This is a genomic window from Stenotrophomonas sp. CFBP 13718 (assembly GCF_014842145.1).
Classification (GTDB): domain Bacteria; phylum Pseudomonadota; class Gammaproteobacteria; order Xanthomonadales; family Xanthomonadaceae; genus Stenotrophomonas.
In genome coordinates this window covers 57,343-80,063 of record NZ_JACYVC010000005.1, presented here as the reverse complement: position 1 = coordinate 80,063, position 22,721 = coordinate 57,343, and the positions used below count along the sequence as shown (strand labels likewise).

14 protein-coding genes and 1 pseudogene are annotated in these 22,721 nt (G+C 65.3%); 7 read left to right on the top strand and 8 right to left on the bottom strand.

Annotated elements, in window-relative coordinates:
* Positions 1-183: 183 nt before the first annotated feature.
* Positions 184-5,160 (bottom strand): NAD-glutamate dehydrogenase domain-containing protein, encoded by a 4,977-nt coding sequence (locus tag IFT58_RS09880; RefSeq protein ID WP_192080023.1) that lies wholly within the window; start codon positions 5,158-5,160, stop codon positions 184-186.
* A 260-nt stretch (positions 5,161-5,420) separates the two neighbouring features.
* On the opposite strand from IFT58_RS09880, the gene IFT58_RS09875 reads away from it, so the two are divergent.
* From IFT58_RS09875 to IFT58_RS09865, 3 genes are read left to right on the top strand one after another with little or no spacing between them, the layout of a single operon-like run.
* Positions 5,421-6,077, top strand: coding sequence for a TetR/AcrR family transcriptional regulator C-terminal domain-containing protein (locus tag IFT58_RS09875; protein WP_192080151.1), 657 nt, complete (start codon positions 5,421-5,423; stop codon positions 6,075-6,077).
* Positions 6,077-7,354: an efflux RND transporter periplasmic adaptor subunit gene (locus IFT58_RS09870; protein WP_192094597.1), complete on the top strand. Its 1,278-nt coding sequence runs from the start codon at positions 6,077-6,079 to the stop codon at positions 7,352-7,354. The genes IFT58_RS09875 and IFT58_RS09870 overlap by 1 nt, the downstream gene beginning before the upstream one ends.
* A 15-nt stretch (positions 7,355-7,369) precedes the next feature.
* A complete protein-coding gene (locus IFT58_RS09865) occupies positions 7,370-10,543 on the top strand; it encodes a multidrug efflux RND transporter permease subunit (RefSeq protein WP_192080027.1) in 3,174 nt (1,057 codons plus the stop codon).
* A 69-nt stretch (positions 10,544-10,612) separates the two neighbouring features.
* On the opposite strand, the gene IFT58_RS09860 is transcribed toward IFT58_RS09865, so the two are convergent.
* From IFT58_RS09860 to IFT58_RS09850, 3 genes are all read right to left on the bottom strand, one after another.
* On the bottom strand, positions 10,613-10,906 hold the full coding sequence (locus IFT58_RS09860; protein ID WP_188326900.1) for a hypothetical protein: 294 nt from the start codon (positions 10,904-10,906) through the stop codon (positions 10,613-10,615).
* 89 nt (positions 10,907-10,995) lie between these two features.
* Complete coding sequence (locus tag IFT58_RS09855) at positions 10,996-12,144, bottom strand: acyl-CoA dehydrogenase family protein (RefSeq protein WP_192094595.1); 1,149 nt, start codon at positions 12,142-12,144, stop codon at positions 10,996-10,998.
* 439 nt (positions 12,145-12,583) lie between these two features.
* Positions 12,584-13,036 carry a transposase gene (locus tag IFT58_RS09850; protein WP_192094594.1) on the bottom strand — a complete coding sequence of 151 codons (453 nt, stop codon included), beginning with the start codon at positions 13,034-13,036 and terminating at the stop codon, positions 12,584-12,586.
* Between the two features lie 445 nt (positions 13,037-13,481).
* Between IFT58_RS09850 and IFT58_RS09845 the strand changes: the two genes are divergently transcribed.
* The 4 genes from IFT58_RS09845 to IFT58_RS09830 all read left to right on the top strand — a co-directional run bounded on the left by IFT58_RS09845 (position 13,482) and on the right by IFT58_RS09830 (position 19,792).
* Positions 13,482-14,411 (top strand): metalloregulator ArsR/SmtB family transcription factor, encoded by a 930-nt coding sequence (locus tag IFT58_RS09845; protein WP_188326897.1) that lies wholly within the window; start codon positions 13,482-13,484, stop codon positions 14,409-14,411.
* Positions 14,412-14,418: 7 nt separating this feature from the next.
* A complete protein-coding gene (locus IFT58_RS09840; protein ID WP_192094592.1) occupies positions 14,419-15,525 on the top strand; it encodes a homocysteine S-methyltransferase family protein in 1,107 nt (368 codons plus the stop codon).
* Complete coding sequence (gene metH / locus IFT58_RS09835; RefSeq protein ID WP_192094590.1) at positions 15,522-18,209, top strand: methionine synthase; 2,688 nt, start codon at positions 15,522-15,524, stop codon at positions 18,207-18,209. The genes IFT58_RS09840 and metH overlap by 4 nt, the downstream gene beginning before the upstream one ends.
* A gap of 248 nt (positions 18,210-18,457) precedes the next feature.
* On the top strand, positions 18,458-19,792 hold the full coding sequence (locus IFT58_RS09830) for an amidohydrolase family protein (RefSeq protein ID WP_192094588.1): 1,335 nt from the start codon (positions 18,458-18,460) through the stop codon (positions 19,790-19,792).
* A gap of 114 nt (positions 19,793-19,906) precedes the next feature.
* Here IFT58_RS09830 and IFT58_RS09825 read toward each other — a convergent pair whose 3' ends face one another.
* The 4 genes and pseudogenes from IFT58_RS09825 to IFT58_RS09810 form a co-directional block, all read right to left on the bottom strand.
* Positions 19,907-20,602 carry a DUF2058 family protein gene (locus IFT58_RS09825; RefSeq protein WP_188326893.1) on the bottom strand — a complete coding sequence of 232 codons (696 nt, stop codon included), beginning with the start codon at positions 20,600-20,602 and terminating at the stop codon, positions 19,907-19,909.
* Between the two features lie 10 nt (positions 20,603-20,612).
* Entirely contained in the window at positions 20,613-20,855 is a 243-nt protein-coding gene (locus tag IFT58_RS09820; RefSeq protein WP_188326892.1) for a SlyX family protein, read from the bottom strand.
* An 83-nt stretch (positions 20,856-20,938) separates the two neighbouring features.
* Positions 20,939-21,919 carry an FKBP-type peptidyl-prolyl cis-trans isomerase gene (locus tag IFT58_RS09815; RefSeq protein WP_192080040.1) on the bottom strand — a complete coding sequence of 327 codons (981 nt, stop codon included), beginning with the start codon at positions 21,917-21,919 and terminating at the stop codon, positions 20,939-20,941.
* 95 nt (positions 21,920-22,014) lie between these two features.
* A pseudogene (locus IFT58_RS09810) lies at positions 22,015-22,500 on the bottom strand (glutathione peroxidase); the annotation flags it as partial.
* Positions 22,501-22,721 lie beyond the last annotated feature (221 nt).

Sequence of the window (22,721 nt, the reverse complement as noted above, 5' to 3'; positions counted from 1 at the left end):
ACCGGTAGAGCATAACCGGACGTGGCGCGGAAACCGCGCCACGTGCCGCCGACCCGGACGGTATCCGGACCAGAGCCCCCTCAGTCAGGGGGGCGCGCCAAAGAGGCGCGGGAGTCTGGAAGCACGCTCTGCACGGGCCCCACGGTGTGCAATGCAGACCGTGGGGCATCAGTGCGGATGCGCTTACGAACCGTGCGACGCCAGCTGACCCAACCGCTGTACCGCAACCGACACGGTCGGATAGTCCAGCGTCTTCTGCTCGGCCAGTTCGCTGAGCATGGCCAGGGTGAAGCGCAGGCTGCTGTCGTCACGGCCCATCCAGGCCGCCACCTTGGCCTCCGCGCCGCTGCCCTTGGTGCCGATCACCTGGCCGGACAGATTGCGGTGATGCGCTGCCAGTTCGTCACGCAATACGCCGCGTGCAACCGCATGCCAACGACCGTTGACCTCCAGCGCGTCGATCTGCTCGAACAGCCACGGCAGGCTGAGCGCTTCGCCCAAGCGGAAGTGGATCTTCGATACATCCACCGGCTTCAGCTTGCGCGTGCGGGCCAGTTCGATGATGTCGAACGCCGGTTCCAGGAAGTGCAGCTCGGCCAGCTGCTGCGACAGCGCGGCGGGCAGACCCTTCTCGTTCCACTGCTGTACCAGGGCCTCGTAGGTCGGGCGCTGGGAATCGGGCAGCACGCCGGACGCGACGCGGATATCGTTGAACGGCGCCTGGTACCGGTTGACCGCTTCGGTGATGCCCGGCATCGGGCCCGGGCGCGACAGCAGCCAGCGCACGAAGGCGCGCTGCAGCTTCCAGATCACTTCCAGCGCGTCGATCTGCACGGCTTCCGGCAGGGTGCCGTCCAGCGCATCGATCTGCGCCCACAGCGCGCGGGCATCCAGTGTTTCGCGGCTGATGGTGTATGCCTTGGCGACCTCGGCGATGGAGCGGCCGGTATCTTCCTGCATGCGCATCAGGAACGTGGCGCCCATCCGGTTGATGGTCTGGTTGGTCACGGCCGTGGCGATGATTTCGCGCTTCAGGCGGTGACGTTCCATCGCATCGGCGTACTTCTTCTGCAGCGGCTGCGGGAAGTAGCGCTGCAGCTCCTTGGACAGGTACGGATCTTCCGGGATGTCCGATTCCAGCAGCTGCTGGAAGGCCACCAGCTTGGAGTAGGACAGCAGCACCGACAGCTCCGGACGGGTCAAGCCCTGGCCGCGCGCCTTGCGCTGGGACAGCTCGGCATCGGACGGCAGGAACTCGATCTGGCGATCCAGCAGACCCTGCTGTTCCAGGGTGCGGATGAAGTGCTGCTTGGAACCCAGGCGCTTGACCGCCATCCGCTCCATCAGGCTCAGGGCCTGGTTCTGGCGATAGTTGTCGTTCAACACCAGCGCGGCGACCTCATCGGTCATCGACGCCAGCAGCTTGTTGCGCTGCTCGACGGTGAGCTTCTTCGCACGCACCACGTCGTTGAGCAGGATCTTGATGTTCACCTCGTGATCGGAGGTGTCCACGCCGGCAGAGTTGTCGATGAAATCGGTGTTGAGCAGGACGCCGGCCTGTGCCGCCTCGATGCGGCCCAGCTGGGTCATGCCCAGGTTGCCGCCCTCGCCTACCACCTTGCAACGCAGCTCGCCGCCGTTGACGCGCAGCGCATTGTTGGCACGGTCGCCGACATCGCTGTGCTGCTCGCTGGCTGCCTTGACGTAGGTGCCGATGCCGCCGTTCCACAGCAGGTCGACCGGCGCCTTCAGGATGGCGCTCATCAGGTCGTTGGGCGACATCGCCTTGACGCCGTCTTCCAGGCCCAGCGCTTCGCGCACCTGCGGGGTGATCTCGATGGACTTCAGGGAACGCGGGAAGATGCCACCGCCCTTGCTGATCAGCGTGGCGTCGTAGTCGGCCCAGCTGGAGCGCGGCACGGTGAACAGACGCTCGCGCTCCACGAACGTGGTGGCGGCATCCGGATTCGGGTCAAGGAAGATGTGGCGGTGATCGAACGCGGCCAGCAGGCGGATGTGGCGCGACAACAGCATGCCGTTGCCGAACACGTCGCCGGACATGTCGCCGACCCCGACCGTGGTGAAGTCCTGGCTCTGGCTGTCACGGCCCAGTGCACGGAAGTGGCGTTTGACCGACTCCCACGCACCGCGTGCGGTGATGCCCATGCCCTTGTGGTCGTAACCGACCGAGCCGCCGGAGGCGAACGCATCGCCCATCCAGAAGCCGTGCGCGATGGCCAGGCCGTTGGCGATGTCGGAGAACGTCGCGGTGCCCTTGTCGGCGGCCACCACCAGGTACGGGTCGTCCATGTCGTGACGCACCACATCGATGGGCGGCACGATCTTGTTGTTGACGATGTTGTCGGTGATGTCCAGCAGGCCCTGGATGAACAGCTTGTAGCAGGCCACGCCATTGGCGAACACCGCATCGCGGTCACCGCTGGCCGGCGGTACCTTGGCGAAGAAGCCGCCCTTCGCGCCGACCGGCACGATCACGGTGTTCTTGACCATCTGTGCCTTGACCAGGCCCAGCACCTCGGTACGGAAGTCTTCGCGACGATCCGACCAGCGCAGGCCGCCGCGGGCCACCGCGCCGAAGCGCAGGTGCACGCCTTCCACGCGCGGACCGTAGACGAAGATTTCGCGGTACGGGCGCGGCTTGGGCAGGTCCGGCACCAGCGCGGCGTCGAACTTGAAGCTGATGCAATGGCCGGGCTGGCCGTTGGCATCGCTCTGGTAGTAGCTGGTGCGCAGGGTCGCATCGATCACGCCCATGAAGCTGCGCAGGATGCGGTCCTCGTCCAGGCTGGACACACGGTCCATCAGCTTCAGCAGCGCATCGCGCGCGGCCTGCATCTGCCCGTTGCGGTCGCCCTTGCGAGCGTCGACCACGCCCTTGAGCACTTTCAGCGTGGCGTCGTCACCGGCAGCCAGCACATCCAGATGCGCCTTCAGCGTGGCCTGGCCGGCCGCGATGTCGTCCTTGCTCTCGTTGCCGGTCGCCGGATCGAAGCGCGCTTCGAACAGCTCCACCAACAGGCGTGCCAGCAGCGGATAGCGGGTGAACGTGCCTTCCACATAGGCTTGCGAGAACGGCACGCCGGTCTGCAGCAGGTACTTGCAGTAACCACGCAGCATGGCGACCTGGCGCCAATGCAGGCCGGCGGCCAATACCAGGCGGTTGAAGCCGTCGTTCTCGGCGTCACCGTGCCACACGCGGGCAAAGGTCTGGCCGAAGGCTTCGTCGACACTGGCGGCATCGATGGCACCGGCCACCGACTCCACTTCGAAGTCCTGCACGTACACCGGCGCGTCGTCCACGGAGAGCCGGTACGGGCGCTCGGAGATGACCCGCAGGCCCATGTTTTCCATCATCGGCAGCGCATCGGACAACGGGATGTCGTCCAGCTGGCGGTACAGCTTGAGGCGAAGGCCGTCACCGCTCTCGCGCGGTACCGTCTGCAGGCTCAGGCGCAGATCGTCCGGACCGGTCAGCGCGTCAAGCTGGCTGACATCGCTGGCGGCCACGGCGGTGCTGTTGTCTTCGATGTAACCGGCCGGCAATGCCTTGCCGATCCGGGCCGCGATACGCAGGCCTTCGGTCTCACCGTGACGGGTGACCAGCGCTTCGCGCAGGTCGTCCTGCCAGTTGCGCAGCAGGTGGGCCAGGTTCTGTTCCAGCGCGTTGGTGTCCACATCGACCACCGGGCCGGCCTTCGGCCGCACGATCAGGTGCACCTGGGCCAGCGGCGAATCGCCGAGCACGACCGAACTGTCCACGTGCTCACCCTGCAGGGCGTCGCGCAGCATGGCTTCGATCCGCAGGCGCACGTCTGTGTTGAAACGTTCGCGCGGCAGGAACGCCAGCGCGGAGATGAAACGGGAATACTTGTCACGGCGCAGGAACAGGCGGCTGCGCACGCGCTCCTGCAGGCCCAGCACGCCCATGGCGGTGCGGAACAGTTCGTCTTCGCTGGACTGGAACAGCTCTTCGCGCGGCAGGGTTTCCAGGATGTGGCGCAGTGCCTTGCCGCTATGGCTGGACAACGACAGACCCGAACGCTCCATCACGTGCTCGTAGCGCTGGCGCACGAGCGGGATTTCCCACGGACGGCGGTTGTAGGCACTGGAGGTGAACAGACCCAGGAAGCGCTGCTCGCCGATGATGCGGCCCTTGGCATCGAACTCCAGCACGCCGATGTAATCCATGTAACCGGCACGATGCACGCGCGAGCGGGCATTGGTCTTGGTCAGGATCAACGCATCCTTCAGCCCGGTGGTGGTGTTCAGACCTTGGGCGGCCAGCGTCTTGACCGGACGTGCGGCAGACTTGTCACGGCCGCGCATCAGGCCCAGGCCGGTGTCGTTGAGCGGCGCCAGCACGTCTTCCTTGCCTTCCTTCTGCACGCGGTACTCGCGGTAGCCGAAGAACGTGAAGTGGTTGTCGGCCGCCCAGCGCAGGAACTCCTGCGCCTCGCGACGCGACGCATCGTCGACCGGCAGCTGGCGGCTGCCCAGGTCTTCGGCCACGGCCAGCGCCTTGTCACGCATCGGCTGCCAATCGCGCACGATCGAGCGCACTTCTTCCAGCGACTTGCCAATGCTCTGCTCGATGTCAGCCATCGCCTCGGGCGACTGACGGTCCATCTCCAGCAACATCACCGACTCGACGTCACCCTCCCCGACCGTGGACAGCTTGCCGGCCTTGTCGCGCCCGAAGCGGATCACCGGGTGACCCAGCACGTGCACGCCGATGCCCTGTTCGGCCAGCGCCATGGTCACGGTGTCGACCAGGAACGGCATGTCGTCATTGACGATCTGCAGCACCGTATGCGGCGATTCCCACCCGTTGGCCTTGGCCGTCGGATTGAACACGCGCACATTGGCCTTGCCGACCTTGCGGTTGCGGGCGAATTCCAGCGTATCGGCGGCCAGCGCAGCCCATTCCTCGGCGCTGTGGTGCGGGAACTCGTCCGCCTCCATGCGCTTGTAGAAATCGGCGGCGAAGGCCACGGCCTCGGCCTGCCCCGCCGCGGGGTATCGCTTGCGCAAGGCCGTGTACACCGGTTCCAGCGAGAAACCAGTTGCCGGGACAAGCTGGGTTTCCGCCGTAGCGGGCTTGGTTTTCACGGTTTTGACTGCAGACTTTTGCGATTTCATGGCAGAGCGAGTCGTGTTGCCCAGTTGGGAAAATGAAAGTGTAGCCCTGTTGCACGAAAAGGCCTTGCTGCAGGACGGAATATGAATCCGCGGGTTGGGTGCGGTTTACATGCGATTGCCGACACCTGGCCCATGCGCAGACGTACGGCTGTCGCGATCGGCAAGGTCTGCCGACAGGATCGGCAAAGCGTGTGACAGCGCGGCGGCGTTTGACCGCAAAACGTTTCCACAATTCTGAACTGGACGGTATAGTCCACTCCGTGAACCCCTCTTCCCTTCCCGCTTCCGCCACGGACGCGCGCGACCTGCGTGTGTTTGACGCAGTGCGCGAACTGTTGGCGCGGCATGGCATGCAGATGAGCATGGAGGCGGTGGCCCAGCACGCGGGCTGCTCCAAGCAGACCCTTTATTCGCGCTATGGAAGCAAGCAGGAGCTGATGCGCCGGGTGGTGGAGCGCCACGTCTGCCGTGCCACGGCCGGTCTGCGCAGCCTGCGCGGCGACGACCTGCGCGGCAGCCTGCTGCAGTTCGCTACCGACTATCTGGATCATTTCAACCAGCCGCACGTGGCCCAGGCCTGTCGGCTGATTTCCGCCGACGCCGCGCAGTTCCCTGATGAGGCGCGCAACCTCTACCGCGACGGCACCGGCGCGTTGACGATTCATCTTGCTGAATGGATAGGCGCCGCCGTTGCGCGTGGCCAGCTGAGGCATGACGACCCGCACTTCATGGCCGAGCTGCTAATCAGCATGATCGGCGGGCAGGATTTTGACCGGCAACGCTTCTTCATTACCCACCGCGACGACGCCCTGGCGCGTCGGCGCTGGGCCGAATTCTCCGTCGACAGCTTCCTGCGCGCGTTCGCGCCGGACGCTTCGACCCAACCGTCTTCAAACCAACACCGGAGTTTCTCCTGATGATCGCCCCACTCCGCACCCTCGCTTTGACGTGCGCTGTCGCCGTTGCGCTGGCTGCCTGCAAGAAAGAAGAGCAGCAAGCACCGCCGCCGCCGGAAGTGGGCGTGATCGATGCCAAGCCACAGACCCTGCCGCTGCAGCGCGAGCTGGTCGGCCGGCTGTCGCCGTACCGCAGTTCGGATGTGCGCGCCCGCGTCCCGGGCGTGCTGCTCAAGCGCGTTTACCAGGAAGGCAGCGAGGTCAAGCAGGGCCAGACCCTGTTCCTGATCGACCCGGCACCGCTGCGCGCCGAGCTCAATGCCACCGAAGCCCAGCTGGCCTCGGCCCGTGCCTCGTACGCCAATGCCAAGGTGGCCGCTGATCGCGCCCGCTCGCTGGCCCCGCAGAAGTACGTGTCCAAGGCAGACCTGGACAACGCCGAATCGGCCGAGCGCACCGCGCTGGCGGCGGTGAATCAGTCCGAAGCCGCCGTGAGCAGCTCGCGCATCAGCCTGGGCTATGCCGAGGTCAAGGCGCCGATCAGCGGCGTCGCCGGCAAGCAGCAGGTCACCGAAGGTGCGCTGGTCGGCCAAGGGGATGTGACCCTGTTGACCACCGTGGACCAGCTCGATCCGCTGTACGTGAACTTCTCGCTGAGCGTGGACGAGCTGTCGCAGCTGCGTGCCGCGCAGGCCAAGGGCGCGCTCGCGCTGAGCGGCGATGGCAAGGCCACTGTGCAGGTCAAGTTGTCCGATGGCACCACTTACGGTGAAAACGGCACGCTGGATTTCTCGTCCACCACCGTTGATCCGGCCACGGGTGCCGTGTCGCTGCGTGCGATCCTGCCCAATCCGCAGCGCATTCTGCTGCCCGGCGCCTTCGTCAGCTTCCAGGCGACCCTGGGTGAGCGCAACAATGCCTACCTGGTACCGCAGCCGGCACTGCTGCGCGACGCCACCGGCGGCTACCTGATGGTGGTCGGTGCCGATGGCAAGGTCGTCCGCCGCAACGTCAAGACCGAAGGCGCGCAGGGCGGCAACTGGCTGGTCACCGCCGGTCTGGAGCCGGGCGACAAGGTCGTGGTGGCCGGCACCCAGAAGGTGAAGGAAGGTGCACCGGCGACGGCCAAGCCGTGGACCCCCGAGCAGGCAGCCGCCCAGGGCGGCGCAGCGGGCGGCAAGCCGGCCGGCGACGCACCCGCCGCGCAGGGCGATGCAGCCCCAGCAGCTGACGCCGCACCGCAGGCACCGGCACCCGCCGAACCGGCGGCGCCGGCATCCGATTCGACCAAGCAGTAACGGGAATCATCCGTCATGCCTAAATTTTTCATCGAACACCCGGTCTTTGCCTGGGTGGTAGCGATCCTGATCTCGCTCAGCGGCGTGATCGCGATCCTCAACCTGGGTGTGGAGTCCTACCCCAGCATCGCCCCGCCACAGGTCACCGTGTCGGCCACCTACCCCGGCGCCAGCGCCGACACCACGGAAAAATCGGTCACCCAGGTGATCGAGCAGCAGCTGACCGGTATCGATCACCTGCTGTATTTCAGCTCGTCATCGGCATCCAACGGCCGCGCCACGGTCACCCTGACCTTTGAAACCGGCACCGACGCGGACATCGCGCAGGTGCAGGTACAGAACAAGGTGTCGCTGGCCACGCCGCGCCTGCCCACCGAAGTGACCCAGCAAGGTGTGGTGGTGGCCAAGGCCAACGCCGGCTTCCTGATGGTGGTGGCGCTGCGCTCGGATTCGGGAACCAACAGCCGCGATGCGCTCAACGACATCGTGGCCTCGCGCGTGCTCGACCAGGTATCGCGTATCCCCGGCGTCGGCAGCACCCAGCAGTTCGGCGGCGAGTACGCCATGAACATCTGGCTCAACCCCGAGCGCATGCAGGGCTACGGCCTGTCGGCCAGCCAGGTATTGGCGGCCGTGCGCGAGCAGAACGTGCAGTTCGCCGCCGGTTCGCTGGGCTCGGATCCGGCTCCCGTCGGCCAACACTTCACCGCCACCGTATCGGCCGAAGGCCGTTTCAGCACCCCGGAAGAGTTCGAGAACATCATCCTGCGTGCCAATCCGGACGGCTCGCGCGTGCTGTTGAAGGACATCGCCCGGATCGGCTTCGGCGCCGGCAACTACGGTTTCGATACCCAGTACAACGGCAAGCCGACCGGTGCGTTCGCCATCCAGCTGCTGCCTGGCGCCAATGCGCTGAACGTGGCCGAGGCCGTGCGCGCCAAGATGGACGAGCTGCAGCCCAGCTTCCCGGCAGGCGTCAGCTGGTTCTCGCCGTACGACAGCACCACCTTCGTGAAGATCTCGATCGAGGAAGTGATCAAGACCCTGATCGAGGCCATCATCCTGGTCTTCCTGGTGATGCTGATCTTCCTGCAGAACTTCCGCGCCACCCTGATCCCGACCCTGGTGATCCCGGTCGCGCTGCTGGGTACGTTCCTGGGCATGTGGATGATCGGCTTCACGATCAACCAGCTGACCCTGTTCGCGCTGGTGCTGGCCATCGGCATCGTGGTCGATGACGCGATCGTGGTGATCGAGAACGTCGAACGCATCATGACCGAGGAAAAGCTGCCGCCCAAGCAGGCAACGCAGAAGGCGATGACCCAGATCACCGGTGCGGTGGTGGCAATCACCGTCGTGCTGGCGGCGGTGTTCATCCCGTCGGCCCTGCAGGGCGGTGCGGCCGGTGAGATCTACAAGCAGTTCGCGCTGACCATCGCCATCTCGATGGCGTTCTCCGCGTTCCTGGCACTGGGCTTCACCCCCGCGCTGTGTGCCACGTTCCTGAAGCCGACGCACAACGACAACCCCAACATCGTCTATCGCACCTTCAACAAGTACTACGACAAGATCAGTGGCACCTACGTGGGCCACATCACCTCGGCGGTGAAGCATGCGCCGCGCTGGATGATCCTGTTCGTGGTGCTGGGTGCGCTGTGCGCCTTCATGTTCACCCGCATGCCGGGCAGCTTCCTGCCTGAAGAAGACCAGGGCTACGCACTGGCGATCGTGCAGTTGCCGCCGGGTTCGACCAAGGGCCAGACCAACGAAGTGTTCGCGCAGATGCGTGGCATCCTGGAAAAGCAGGAGGGCTTCGAGGGCCTGCTGCAGATCGCCGGCTTCAGCTTCGTCGGTTCCGGCGAGAACGTGGGCATGGGCTTCATCCGCCTCAAGCCCTGGGCTGATCGCGAGGTCACCGTGCCCGAGCTGATCGGCAACATGAATGGCGCTTTCTACGGCATCAAGGAAGCGCAGATCTTCGTGGTCAACCTGCCCACCGTGCAGGGCCTGGGCCAGTTCGGCGGCTTCGACATGTGGCTGCAGGATCGGGCCGGTGCCGGCTTCGACCAGCTGACCAGCGCGCGCAACACCCTGCTGGGTGCGGCGGCACAGAAGAGCGACCTGCTGACCGGCGTGCGCCCCAACGGACTGGAAAACGCTCCGCAGCTGGCGCTGCACGTCGACCGTGTGCAGGCGCAGGCGATGGGCATGTCGGTGTCGGACGTGTACAGCACCATCCAGCTGATGCTGGCCCCGGTGTACGTCAATGACTTCTTCAGCGAAGGCCGCATCAAGCGCGTCACCATGCAGGCCGATGCGCCGTATCGCACCGGCGAGGAATCGCTGAAGAGCTTCTACAGCCCGTCGACGCTGACCCAGAATGCCGATGGCACCAACTCGATGATCCCGCTGAACACCGTGGTGCGTTCGGAATGGGTGTCGGCGCCGCCGTCGCTGAGCCGCTACAACGGCTATTCGGCGGTGAACATCGTCGGCTCGCAGGCGCCGGGACGTAGCTCCGGTGAAGCGATGACGGCGATGGAAGACATCGTCAGCAACGAGCTGCCGGCCGGCTTCGGCTACGACTGGTCAGGCATGTCCTACCAGGAAATCCTGGCGGGCAACGCGGCGACCCTGCTGATGGTGCTGTCCATCGTAGTGGTGTTCCTGTGCCTTGCCGCACTGTATGAAAGCTGGTCCATCCCAGTGGCGGTGCTGCTGGTGGTGCCGCTGGGCGTGCTGGGTTCGCTGGTGTTCTCGATGGCGCGTGGCCTGCCCAACGATCTGTTCTTCAAGATCGGCCTGATCACCGTGATCGGCCTGGCGGCGAAGAACGCGATCCTGATCGTGGAGTTTGCGGTGGAACAGCGTGCGGCGGGCAAGACGCTGCGCGATGCGACCATCGAGGCGGCGCGCCTGCGCTTCCGCCCGATCCTGATGACGTCCTTCGCCTTCATCATGGGCGTCATCCCGATGGCGATCAGTACCGGTGCCGGCGCCAACTCGCGTCACGCCATTGGTACGGGCGTGATCGGCGGCATGGTGTTCGCCACGTTCCTGGGCCTGCTGATGATTCCGGTGTTCTTCGTCGTGGTCCGCCGCATGCTGGGCGACAAGATCGACGAGCCATCCAAGGAGTTCCTGCAGAGCCAGAGCGAGGCCAATGGCCCGCACCGCCCGGATCGTTGATCCGCTGCGGTTGAAATGAAAAGGCCCCGGAGCGATCCGGGGCCTTTTTCATTTTCGGGGGACGCTGACTCAGCGAACGGCCGCAACTACCGCACAGACGACCACGATGGCCAACGAAGGCCACTGCATGGGCAGGTAGAAGAAGTGATGCTTCGCCGGCTCGCCGTCTGCACGCACGCCACGATTGAGCACGAACCCCAGCAACGTATTGATCGCCGCACCGATGCCGCAGCCCAGCAGGAACTGCGGCAACGTCATGTTGCCCTTGGCCACGGTCGGATCCTGTTGCAGCCACATCAGCAGCAACACGGCCACGATGGGAGTGAGCAGGGTGAAAAACCCTGCGCCGCGGTAAATGATCATGCCCCTACCTGCTTTGAAAGGACGGGCATTCTAGGTGATCAGCGACACGAAGCGGGTCATGGACCCGCTTCAGCGCGCTCGCCATTGGGTCAGCGCAGGCCCGTTTCGTTGCGGGCGATCACCAACCGCTGGATCTCCGAAGTGCCTTCGTAGATCTCGGTGATCTTGGCATCACGGAAGTAACGCTCCAGCGGCATTTCCTTGGAGTACCCCATGCCGCCATGGATCTGCACGGCCTGGTGGGTGATCCACATCGCAGCCTCCGATGCAGTCAACTTGGCGATGGCCGCTTCGTTGCTGAAGCGCTTGCCCTCGCCCTTCACCCACGCCGCGCGCAGGGTCAGCAGCAGGGACGCGTCCAGCTTGCACTTCATGTCCGCGATCTTGGACTGGGTCATCTGGAAGGTGCCGATCGGCGCGCCAAAGGCCTTTCGCTCCTTCACGTATTCCAGCGTGGCTTCGTACGCCGCACGCGCGATGCCGATGGCCTGCGACGCAATACCGATACGGCCCGCGTCCAGTACGCCCATCGCGATCTTGAAGCCCTCGCCTTCCTGGCCCAGCACGTCCTCTGCCTGCGCAACGTAGTCATCGAACTCGATTTCGCAGGTGGCCGACGCGCGGATGCCCAGCTTCGGCTCGGTCTTGCCGCGGCCGAAGCCGGCGTTGTCAGTGTCGATCAGGAAAGCCGTAATGCCCTTGGCGCCCTTGTCCGGGTCGGTCATCGCGAAGAGCACGATGTACTTTGCCACCGGACCGGACGTGATCCAGCTCTTCTTGCCGTTGATCACATACGTGCCGTCAGCCTGCTTCACGGCGCGGCAGCGCATGGCGGTGGCGTCCGAGCCCGACTGCGGCTCGGTCAGCGCGAACGCACCGATGGCCGTACCTTCGGCGATGGCGCGCACGTACTTCTGCTTCTGCGCTTCGGTGCCGTGGGTCAGGATGCCGTTGCAGAACAACGAATTGTTGACCGACATGATGGTCGAATGCGCGGCATCGCCCGCGGCGATTTCCACCATCGCCAGCACATAGGCGATCGGGTCCATGCCCGCGCCGCCGTACTCCGTTGGCACCTCGATCCCCATCAGCCCGTTCTCACCGAGCAGCTGGATATTGGCCAGCGGGAACTCGCCGGTCTGGTCATGGTGTTCGGCGCTGGGGCCGATCTTTTCCTGCGCAATGCGGCGCGCAACGTCCTGCAGCATCAACTGCTCTTCGGTAAAGCTGAAATCCACAACAACCCCTCCCGGGTAACGAATACGGGATTGTACTGGGGGCACCGTGATTGCAGCTGACTGGGCGGCGACGACCCCGCCCCGGTGGCGCCGAGCCGTGCTCGGCGGAATCTTCCCGCCAACGGCCCGCTGCGCTCGCCGACCATGGGTCGGCGCTACCGATCCCGGATGCGCTGGTAGCGCCGAGCCGCGCTCGGCGGGATCCCTCCGCCCACGGCCCGCTGCGCTCGCCGACCATGGGTCGGCGCTACCCGGACGCTCTGGTAGCGCCGAGCCACGCTCGGCGGAATCCCTCCGCCCACGGCCCGCTGCGCTCGCCGACCATGGGTCGGCGCTACCCGGACGCTCTGGTAGCGCCGAGCCGCGCTCGGCGGAATCCCTCCGCCAACGGCCCGCTGCGCTCGCCGACCATGGGTCGGCGCTACCTGCGCTGCGCTTTTCACGGATGCAGGGGCCAGCGGCACCAGGTGTAGGGGTAGTCGCCGAGATTCTCGGATAACCCGGCGCGCACAGGATTGGCCACGATGTAGAGGGCCTGCGTACGCAATGACTCTTCCGATCGCAAGGCGTGATCGAAGTAGCTGGGCTGCCATAGCCGCGCTCCGGATCCAGACGTCCTGCCGATCAACCGGCTGCTTCGGGATTTGAATCGCTGCATGCAGGCGCCCAGGGTGCCTTGCAATTGCAGCAGCCAATGCACATGGTCGGGCACGACGACCCAGGCGAACGAGCGGCTGATCGCTGCCCGCTCCACGTCACGCAGCGACTCGATAACGATCTGAGCGTTGCAAGGGAGCTCGAAGACCGGTCGGCGGCAGTGGGTGACTGTGGTCAAGACGTAATAACCACCGGGGATGGACACACGACCGCGCTGGAGATGACGGCTGGACATGGGTCCAGTGTCCGGGGATGCGCCACACGTCACGATCAGGGAACGCGATTTGCAGTCGTGGGAAATGCCCCTGGTAGCGCCGAGCCACGCTCGGCGGAATCCCTCCGCCCACGGCCCGCTGCGCTCGCCGACCATGGGTCGGCGCTACCGGTCCCGGATGCTCTGGTAGCGCCGAGCCGCGCTCGGCGGAATCCCTCCGCCCACAGCCCACTGCGCTCGCCGACCATGGGTCGGCGCTACCGATCCCGGATGCTCTGGTAGCGCCGAGCCGCGCTCGGCGGAACCCTCCGCCAACGGCCCGCTGCGCTCGCCGACCATGGGTCGGCGCTACCAGTCCCGGACGCTTCCCGGACGCTGGGTTTCACTGAACACCCATTTCGTTACCGCCTTGACCACGAGACGGTTGGCGGTGAAAATATCTCTCTATCGCGATAGGTGGATATTTATGGATCTCGAGGATTGGTCGGTTCGGCTGAAGGTGTTTGCCGACGCCACCCGGGTGCGGCTGCTGGCGCTGCTGGAGCAGGAAGAACTGACGGTGGCCGAGCTCTCGGCAATCACCCGCCTGGCACAGCCGCGGGTATCGACCCATCTGGCCCGGCTCAAGGAAGCCGGCCTGGTGCGCGACCGCCGTGCAGGCGTTTCGGCGTACTACCGCTTCGATGACGCGCAGCTGGATCCTGCGCAGCGCGCATTGTGGCATGCCTTGAGCACCGGCAGCGATGACCCGCTGCTGCGCCAGGACGCCGAGCGCGTGGCCTCGGTGCTGGCCAGCCGTGCGGCTGACCAGAACTGGGCGGACAGCGTCGCCGGCGACATGGAACGCCACTACTCCCCCGGCCGGACCTGGGAAGCACTGGCGCGCACCGCGCTGCCACTGCTGGAAACTGGAGATGTGCTCGACATCGCCTCGGGCGATGGCGTGCTGGCCGAGTTGGTGGCCCCCCATGCCAGCCGCTATGTCTGCATCGATACCAGCGCGCGCGTGGTCGCTGCTGCGAGCGAGCGCCTGCGCCGTCTGCCGAACGTGGAAGTGCGTGAGGGTGATATGCATGCCCTGCCCTTCAAGGACCGCAGCTTCGACCTGGTCGTGCTGATGCACGCGCTTACCTATGCAGCCAAACCGGCGCAGGCCGTCACCGAGGCAGCGCGCGTCCTGCGTCCCGGCGGTCGCCTGCTGCTGTGCAGCCTGGCCCGCCATGAACACAAGGCGGCGGTTGACGCGTATGGCCACGTGAATCTTGGCTTCAGCGACAAAGAACTGAAGAAGTTCGTCGACAAGGCTGGCCTGCAGGTATCCAGCCTGGAAACGGTGACACGTGAAAAACGGCCACCCCATTTCGAAGTCATTTCGCTGATTGCCAACAAACCCTGAGGTTGCCGTGCCCGCCCTACCCTGGTTGCATCCCGAACGTGCCACGTCCCTGCTTGCCGCACTCGGCGAGCGCATCCTGATCATCGACGGTGCAATGGGCACGATGATCCAGCGCCACGGCCTGCAGGAAGCGGACTACCGCGGTGAGCGCTTCAGCGACGGGAGCGACACGCACGCGGACCATCACGTGCACGGTGCCGGTTGCGATCATGGGCCGGTGGAGGAGCAGGATCTGAAGGGCAACAACGATCTGCTGCTGCTGACGCGGCCGGAGATCATCGCCGGCATCCACACCGAGTATCTGCAGGCGGGCGCGGACCTGGTGGAAACCAACACGTTCAATGCGACGTCGGTCAGCCAGGCGGACTACCACCTTGAGCACCTGGTTTACGAGTTGAACAAGGCAGGCGCGGCCGTTGCCCGTGCCTGCTGCGATGCCATGACGGTGACCACGCCGGACAGGCCACGTTTCGTCATCGGCGTGCTCGGACCGACCAGCCGGACGGCCTCCATCAGCCCGGATGTCAACGATCCGGGCTTCCGCAACACCAGCTTCGACGAACTGCGCGGCACCTACCGCGAGGCCATCGAAGGTCTGATCGACGGCGGCGCGGATACCATCATGGTCGAGACCATCTTCGATACGCTCAACGCCAAGGCCGCCTTGTTCGCGGTGGAAGAAGTCTTCGATGCACGCGGCGGCCGCTTGCCGGTGATGATCTCCGGCACGATCACCGATGCGTCCGGACGCACCCTGTCGGGGCAGACGGCAGAGGCCTTCCATGCTTCGTTGGCGCATGCCCGCCCGCTCTCCATCGGCCTCAACTGTGCGCTCGGCGCCGACGCGATGCGTCCGCACGTGGAGACCTTGTCCCAGGTAGCGGACTGCTTCGTCAGCGCTCACCCGAACGCCGGCCTGCCCAACGCCTTCGGCGAGTACGACGAGACGCCGGAGGAAATGGCGGCGACGCTGCGTGGATTCGCCACCGACGGCCTGCTGAACCTGGTAGGCGGCTGCTGTGGCAGCACGCCAGCGCATATCCGCGCCATCGCCGACGCCGTGTCCGGGCTGCCACCGCGCGCCCTGCCGCGCGACCGGGAGCAGGCGGCATGACCACCCGCGGCCCGTACACCCGCCTGTCCGGCCTGGAGCCGCTGGTCATTACCCCGGACCTGCTGTTCGTCAACATCGGCGAGCGCACCAACGTCACCGGCAGCGCGCAGTTCCGCAAGCTGATCAAGGAAGAGCGCTACGAAGAGGCCGTGGACGTGGCACGCCAGCAAGTGGCCAGCGGCGCGCAGATCCTCGACGTCAACATGGATGAAGGGTTGATCGATTCGGAAGCCGCGATGACGCGCTATCTGAACCTGATCATGTCCGAACCGGATATCGCGCGCATCCCGGTGATGGTCGATTCGTCCAAGTGGAGCGTGATCGAGGCCGGCCTGAAGTGCCTGCAGGGCAAAAGCGTGGTCAACTCGATCTCGCTGAAGGAAGGCGAGGCGCAGTTCATCGAGCACGCACGCAAGGTGCTGCGCTATGGCGCCGCCGCCGTGGTGATGGCCTTCGACGAGGACGGCCAGGCCGATACCTGTGCACGCAAGGTGGAAATCTGCACGCGCGCCTACCGCATCCTCGTCGATGAGGTCGGTTTCCCGCCGCAGGACATCATCTTCGACCCCAATATTTTCGCCGTAGCGACCGGCATCGAAGAACACGACAACTACGCCGTCGACTTCATCGAAGCCACCCGCATCATCAGGCGCACCTTGCCGCACTGCCATGTCTCCGGCGGCGTATCAAACGTGTCGTTCTCGTTCCGCGGCAACGAAACCGTGCGCCAGGCGATCCATTCGGTGTTTCTGTACCACGCCATCGGCGCGGGCATGGACATGGGCATCGTCAACGCCGGTGCCATGCCGATCTACGACGATCTGGATCCCGAACTGCGCGAGCGCGTCGAGGATGTGGTCCTCAACCGCCGACCCGATGGTACCGAGCGACTGTTGGAGACCGCCGAGCGTTACAAGGGAAAGAAGGGAGCGGCGCGCGTAGAAGACCTTGCCTGGCGCGACAAGCCGGTCACCGAGCGTCTTGCGCATGCACTGGTGCACGGACTGGATGCCTTCGTGGAACTGGATACCGAGGAAGCGCGCCAGGCCTCGACGCGGCCGCTGGATGTGATCGAGGGGCCGTTGATGAATGGCATGAACGTGGTCGGCGATCTGTTCGGCGCCGGCAAGATGTTCCTGCCCCAGGTCGTGAAATCAGCGCGGGTGATGAAGAAAGCCGTGGCCTACCTGCTGCCCTACATCGAGGCAGAGAAGGCGCGTAGTGGTGACACCGCACGCAGCAACGGCAAGATCATCATGGCCACCGTCAAGGGCGACGTGCACGACATCGGCAAGAACATCGTCGGCGTGGTCCTGGCCTGCAACAACTTCGAGGTGATCGATCTGGGGGTGATGGTGCCCGCGCAGAAAATCCTGGATGCCGCGCGCGCCGAGAACGCCGACATCATCGGGTTGTCCGGCCTGATCACCCCGTCACTGGAGGAGATGAGCCATGTCGCCCGTGAGATGGAGCGCCAAGGCTTCGACCTGCCTTTGATGATCGGCGGCGCGACGACGTCGCGCGCGCACACCGCGCTGAAGATCGATCCGCATTACAAAGCGCCCACGGTGTGGGTGAAAGATGCGTCGCGTGCGGTCGGCGTGGCGCAGTCGCTGATTTCGCGCGATCTGCGTGCGGATTTCGTGGCCGCCAACGAAGCGGATTATGCAGAGATCCGCAAGCGCCATCGCAACCGCGGCGATGCAAAACGACTGGTGAGCCTGACCCATGCGCGGGGGCAGCGCTTTGACGGCGGCTGGACGGATTACACGCCGCCGGCACCGAAGCAGCCCGGCCTGCACGTGTTCGACGACTACCCCCTGGCCGAACTGGTCGACTATATCGACTGGACGCCGTTTTTCCAGGCATGGGAGCTGGCCGGCAAGTATCCGGCGATCCTGACCGATGACATCGTCGGCAGCCAGGCGAGCGAGCTGTACCGCGATGCGCGCGAGATGCTGGCGCGGATCGTCGATGAGAAGTGGCTGCAGGCCCGGGCGGTGTTCGGTCTGTGGCCGGCCAACAGCGTTGGTGACGATGTCCGCGTGCAGCACCCCGACGGTGAGGCCACGCTGCATTTCCTGCGCCAGCAGGTAGACAAGCCCGCCGAACGGCCGGACTTCTGCCTGGCGGATTTCATCGCCCCGGCCGACAGTGGTCGGCAGGACTGGATCGGTGCGTTTGCGGTCACCGCCGGCATCGGTATCGACGCGCATGTGGCGCGCTTTGAAGCGGCGCACGATGACTACAATTCGATCCTGCTGAAGGCACTGGCAGATCGGTTCGCCGAAGCCTTGGCCGAGCGCCTGCACCAGCGCGTGCGCAAGGAATTCTGGGGACATGCCAGCGCGGAAACGCTGGACAACGAGGCGTTGATCGCCGAGAAATACAGCGGGATACGGCCCGCACCGGGTTATCCCGCTTGTCCGGAGCACAGTGAAAAAGACACCCTGTTCCGGTTGCTGGATGCGCCGGGAAATGCAGGCATGCAGTTGACTGAAAGTTTCGCGATGCTGCCGACGGCGGCGGTATCCGGGTACTACTTCAGCCATCCTGGCAGCCAGTATTTCGTTGTCGGGCGCGTGAGCCGTGAGCAGGTCACCGATTACGCCAAGCGCAAGGGCGTGGATCGCATCCAGGTTGAACGCTGGTTGGCCTCGAACCTGGATTACGATCCGGAGTAAGGCCGGGCCTTGAACGTGGCCCCTTGTCGGTAGCGCCGAGCCGTGCTCGGCGGATGCCTTCCGCGTGTAGCGCCGAGCCGTGCTCGGCGGATGCCTTCCGCGTAGAGCCCGCTGCGCTCGCCGACCATGGGTCGGCGCTACCCCTGGATTTTCGCGCGGTATCGGGGATGTGTCGCGCGGTAGGGGGCGTTGGTGCCGTCACGGTGTGCGGGTTAGGCTCGGGGTACGTCTTGAAAAAGGAATCGCCGATGCGTCTCAATCGCCTGTGGTCCGTGATGCTTGCCGCCATCGCCCTGCCCGCTGCCGCCGAGCCGGTGTTGCTGGAGCATGCCCGCGTCTTCGATGGCACGCGCGATCTCGGTGTGACGCCGGTGCTCATTGATGGGACGCGCATCGTGCATGTCGGCGCGCCGCTGCCTGCAGCGGCAACCGGTGCCCGCCGCGTTGATTACAGCGGCAAGACCCTGCTGCCGGGACTGGTCAGCGACCATGCGCATGTCGGCAATACCGAAGGCTTGCAGCACGGTGATCGCTACTACACGCGCGACAACGTGGTGCGTGACCTGCGCCAGTTCCAGCGCTTCGGCATCACCACCGTCACCGCGCTGGGCATGAACGGCCACGAATTTTTCGCCATCCGCACCGAGGTCAATGCCGATCCAACGCTCGGCGCGCAGTTGTACGGCGCAGGTGGGGGCATTGGCGCGGTGGACGGTGCACCGCCTGCGGCGGCGATGGGCCTGCAGCGTGATGCCGTGGCCCGCCCGCGCAATGCCGAGGAAGCCCGTGCCGCCGTTGCCACCCAACAGGCCGACGGGGTGGACCTGATCAAGCTGTGGGTGGACAACCTCGGCGGCAAGGTGCCGATGATGCCGCCGGAGATCTATCGCGCCGCCATTGCCGAAGCGCATGCCCGCGACCTGAAGGTCGCCGCGCATATCCACGATCTGGACCAGGCCCGTGACCTGATCGATGCCAAGGTCGACATCATCGCCCATGGCATCCGCGACCGCGCGATCGACCCGATGCTGGTGCGGAAGATGCGCGAGCAAGGCACCGGCTACATCGCCACCGTCAACATCGACGAGGCCAATTACTGGTATGCCGAAAACCCGCAGCAACTGCAGACGCCGTTCCTGCGTGCCGCCCTGCCGGCCGAGGTGCTTGCCCGTTGGCAGCAGCCGCAGTGGCAGAGCGAACAGTTGGCGGGCGCGAACATCGCCGGCGCACGCAAGGCGGTGGAGATGAGCCTGGAAAACCTGCGTCGGCTACATGCCGGCGGGGTCAAACTGGGCTTCGGTACGGATTCTGGCGCAATGCCGCAGCGGGTGATCGGCTTTGCCGAGCATCGTGAGCTGAAGCTGCTGACCGAAGCCGGCTTGACCCCGGCGCGTGCGCTGCAGGTCGCCACCGCCGATGCAGCGGATCTGCTGGGGCTTGCAGACCGCGGCAGGATTGCTGCAGGCAAGCGCGCGGATCTGCTGGTGCTCGATGCGGATCCGCTGGCGGATATCGACAATACGCGGCAGATCCGCGCGGTGTGGCAGGCCGGTCAGGAAGTGAGCGGCCCGATCATCGATTGATGCAAGAGGTGCGGGAAGACTGTCGCGGTGACGCCGAGCGCTGCTCGGCGGTTGCATTCCTGCGAAAGGCCCGCTGCGCTCGCCGACCAGGGGTCGGCGCTACCGCAACCGCTACTACCAGACCAGGTCGTCAGGCACCTGGTACTGTGGGTCCGCATAGGGATCGTCTTCGGCAGGCGCGTTCGGATCGACCTTCAGCGCGACAGCCTGGGCGAAGATCGCCTCGGTCTGCAGCACCAGTTCGGCGGTGACCAGGATGTAACGCCCCGCCACCTGCACGACGCCCAGTTCACCGGCGTTGAGGGCCTTCAACTGATCGGCGGTGACGTAGATGCGCTTGATCTTGCCGCCATACGGGAAGTGCCGTGCGATGTCGGCTTCTTCGGCATTGAGCGACTTGTCCTTCAGCAGCTCTTCCAGCTTCGCCTTCGCCTCGCGGCGCACGCGTGCTTCTTCCTGCTTCAGGCGCTCGCCTTCGATGCGCTCTTCCTTCTCGCGTTGCGCACGGATGGCGTAGGCCTTGGCCAGATCCATTTCTTCCTGCGAACGCGGTTTGCGCGCACCCTGCGGACGGTTGGCGTTCGCACGGTTGCCAGGGTTACCGGCGTTGCCAGGGCGAGAGGCCGGCGAGCGGTTTTCGCCGGGCTTGCCGCCGGGACGGGCACCGGCATGTGCCGGCTTGCCGCTGCCCGGTCGCGCATCGCGGCGCGCGTCCGGTTTGCGGTCCGGCTTGCGCTCATTGCTGCGTTCAGGCTTCGGCGCAGGCTTGAAGCCCAGGCCCATCAGCTGGTCGCGGAGGGAATCGGTCATAAGGGGGACGTCAGTAGTGCGGCGGTGGCGGCTCATCCACCGGATCAGAGGAATGCAGCGCATTGCGGACCTTGCCCAGGTCCTCCAGCAGCACGCGCATCAGGCCCGCGTTGCGGGTACCTTCCATGCGCGCGTCAGCCAACGCCTCGCTCAGCTCGGCCAATGCCTGCTCCTGGAAGGAGACACGCATTTCCAGCTCGACCAGACGCGCTTCCAGCGCCTGCTCGCGTTCGCTTGACGGAATATCAGACATGCAGTGAGGATCCCCGGCCAATGCCGAATCAGGCCAGTCCCGCCGATGCTGCACCGGCGGGCTTGGCAGGGCGCCTGCGTGCCTTACGGCTGCACGGACAGAAGTTCAACGTCGAAGGTCAGCGTGGCGTTCGGGCCGATCGGACCGCCCTGGGTGCCGTTTTCGCCATAGGCCAGCTCGCCGGGAATCCAGAAGCGGTACTTCGAGCCCACCGGCATCAGCGACACGCCTTCGGTCCAGCCCTTGATCACCTGGTCCAGGCCGAACTCGACCGGCTGGCCACGCTGGTAGCTGCTGTCGAACACGGTGCCGTCCAGCAGCTTGCCTTCGTAGTTGACCTTGACCTTGCTGGTCGGCATCGGACGTTCGCCGCTGCCCGGACGGATGACCTGGTACTGCAGGCCCGATGCGGTGGTGACCACGCCGGGCACGGTCTTGTTCTTGGACAGGAACGCATTGCCTTCCTGACGGTTGGTCTGGCCCAGCTGCGCGGCCTTGGCCTGCATTTCCGCCTGCTTGCCGGCCATGAAGGACTGCAGGATGGCTGCGCCCTCTTCCTGGCTGATCTTCGGCTGACCACCGGCGAAGGCGGTCTTCACCGAATCAAACAGCGCATCGAGCTCGATGTCACCCTTCAGCTCGGCCAGCGACGGACCGACCATGTAGCTGCCCAGCATCAGACCGACCTGGCGGTTGTCCACCTTCGGCGCTGCGCTGCCCGGGGCACGGCCCGGTACCTGCTGGCCGCTGGCGATGGCCATCGACTCGCGCAGGGCGGCGTCGGTCTTCTGCGCGTCGGCCTGGGTGATCAGCGGCTGCTTGCCGTCGAAGGTGGCCTGCACGGCTTCGCGCATGGCGGCCAGATCGATGTGGGCCTTGATCGCTTCAAGCGAACGGGCGACGTCGGCGCCGATGGCGTAGCCGAGCTTCTGCTTTGAATTCAAACTGCTGGTCTCCTTGGCAGCTGCCGGGGCGGCAGCCGGTTGCTGCGAGAGCGCCACGCCCGTGGTGCCCATCGCCAGAATCAGAACCGACGCCGCAGCGCCACGCATTCCCATCTTCATGTGTTGCATTCCTGGAAGTGAAAACACGCCGACGTCGGCGCTAAAACGTTCATTGTCGCACGCACGCTGGATATGTCGAGGCGCGCGCGCTCGTTTCAATGGCCCGCTGGCGCAGCCAGTGCGCGCTCGATGGCAGCGACCAGCTCCGGTGCATCCGGCTTGACCTTGCTCGGGAACTGGGCAATGACTTTGCCGTCCCGGCCAATCAGGTACTTGTGGAAGTTCCAGCCCGGCGCGACGCCGGTGGCGGCGGTCAGGCCCTTGTACAGCGGCGTGGCCTGCTCACCGATCACATGCACCTTCTCGAACATCGGGAACTTGACGCCATAGGTCAGCGTGCAGAAGTCCTGGATATCCTTCTCATCGCCCGGCTCCTGTCCCTTGAAATCATTGGACGGGAAGCCCAGCACGCTCAGGCCGCGCGGGGAGTAGTTCTTCTGCAGCGCCTCAAGGGCCTCGTACTGCGGGGTAAACCCACACTTGCTGGCCGTGTTGACCACCAGCAGCACGCGACCGTGGTAACGCTGGGCCAGATTGACCTGCTCCTTGCCCGCCAACTGGCGGTAAGAGACATCCAGCAGGCCGGCGGCGGAGGCCACCAACGGCAGGGCCAGGCTACCTGCCACAAGGAACGCGCCAAGCACGGAAGAAAGCGCGCGGGGAGTGCGGCGCTGGGAGGTCACGGAACGCAGCATGGCGGATAATCCTGGTGGGAAGTTTCGGGCCGGACGCGGGGTCCGGATTTCGCCGCGAACTATAGCACCGGGGCTTTCGCCGCCTTGTCCGGAGTACCGCGCGGGGC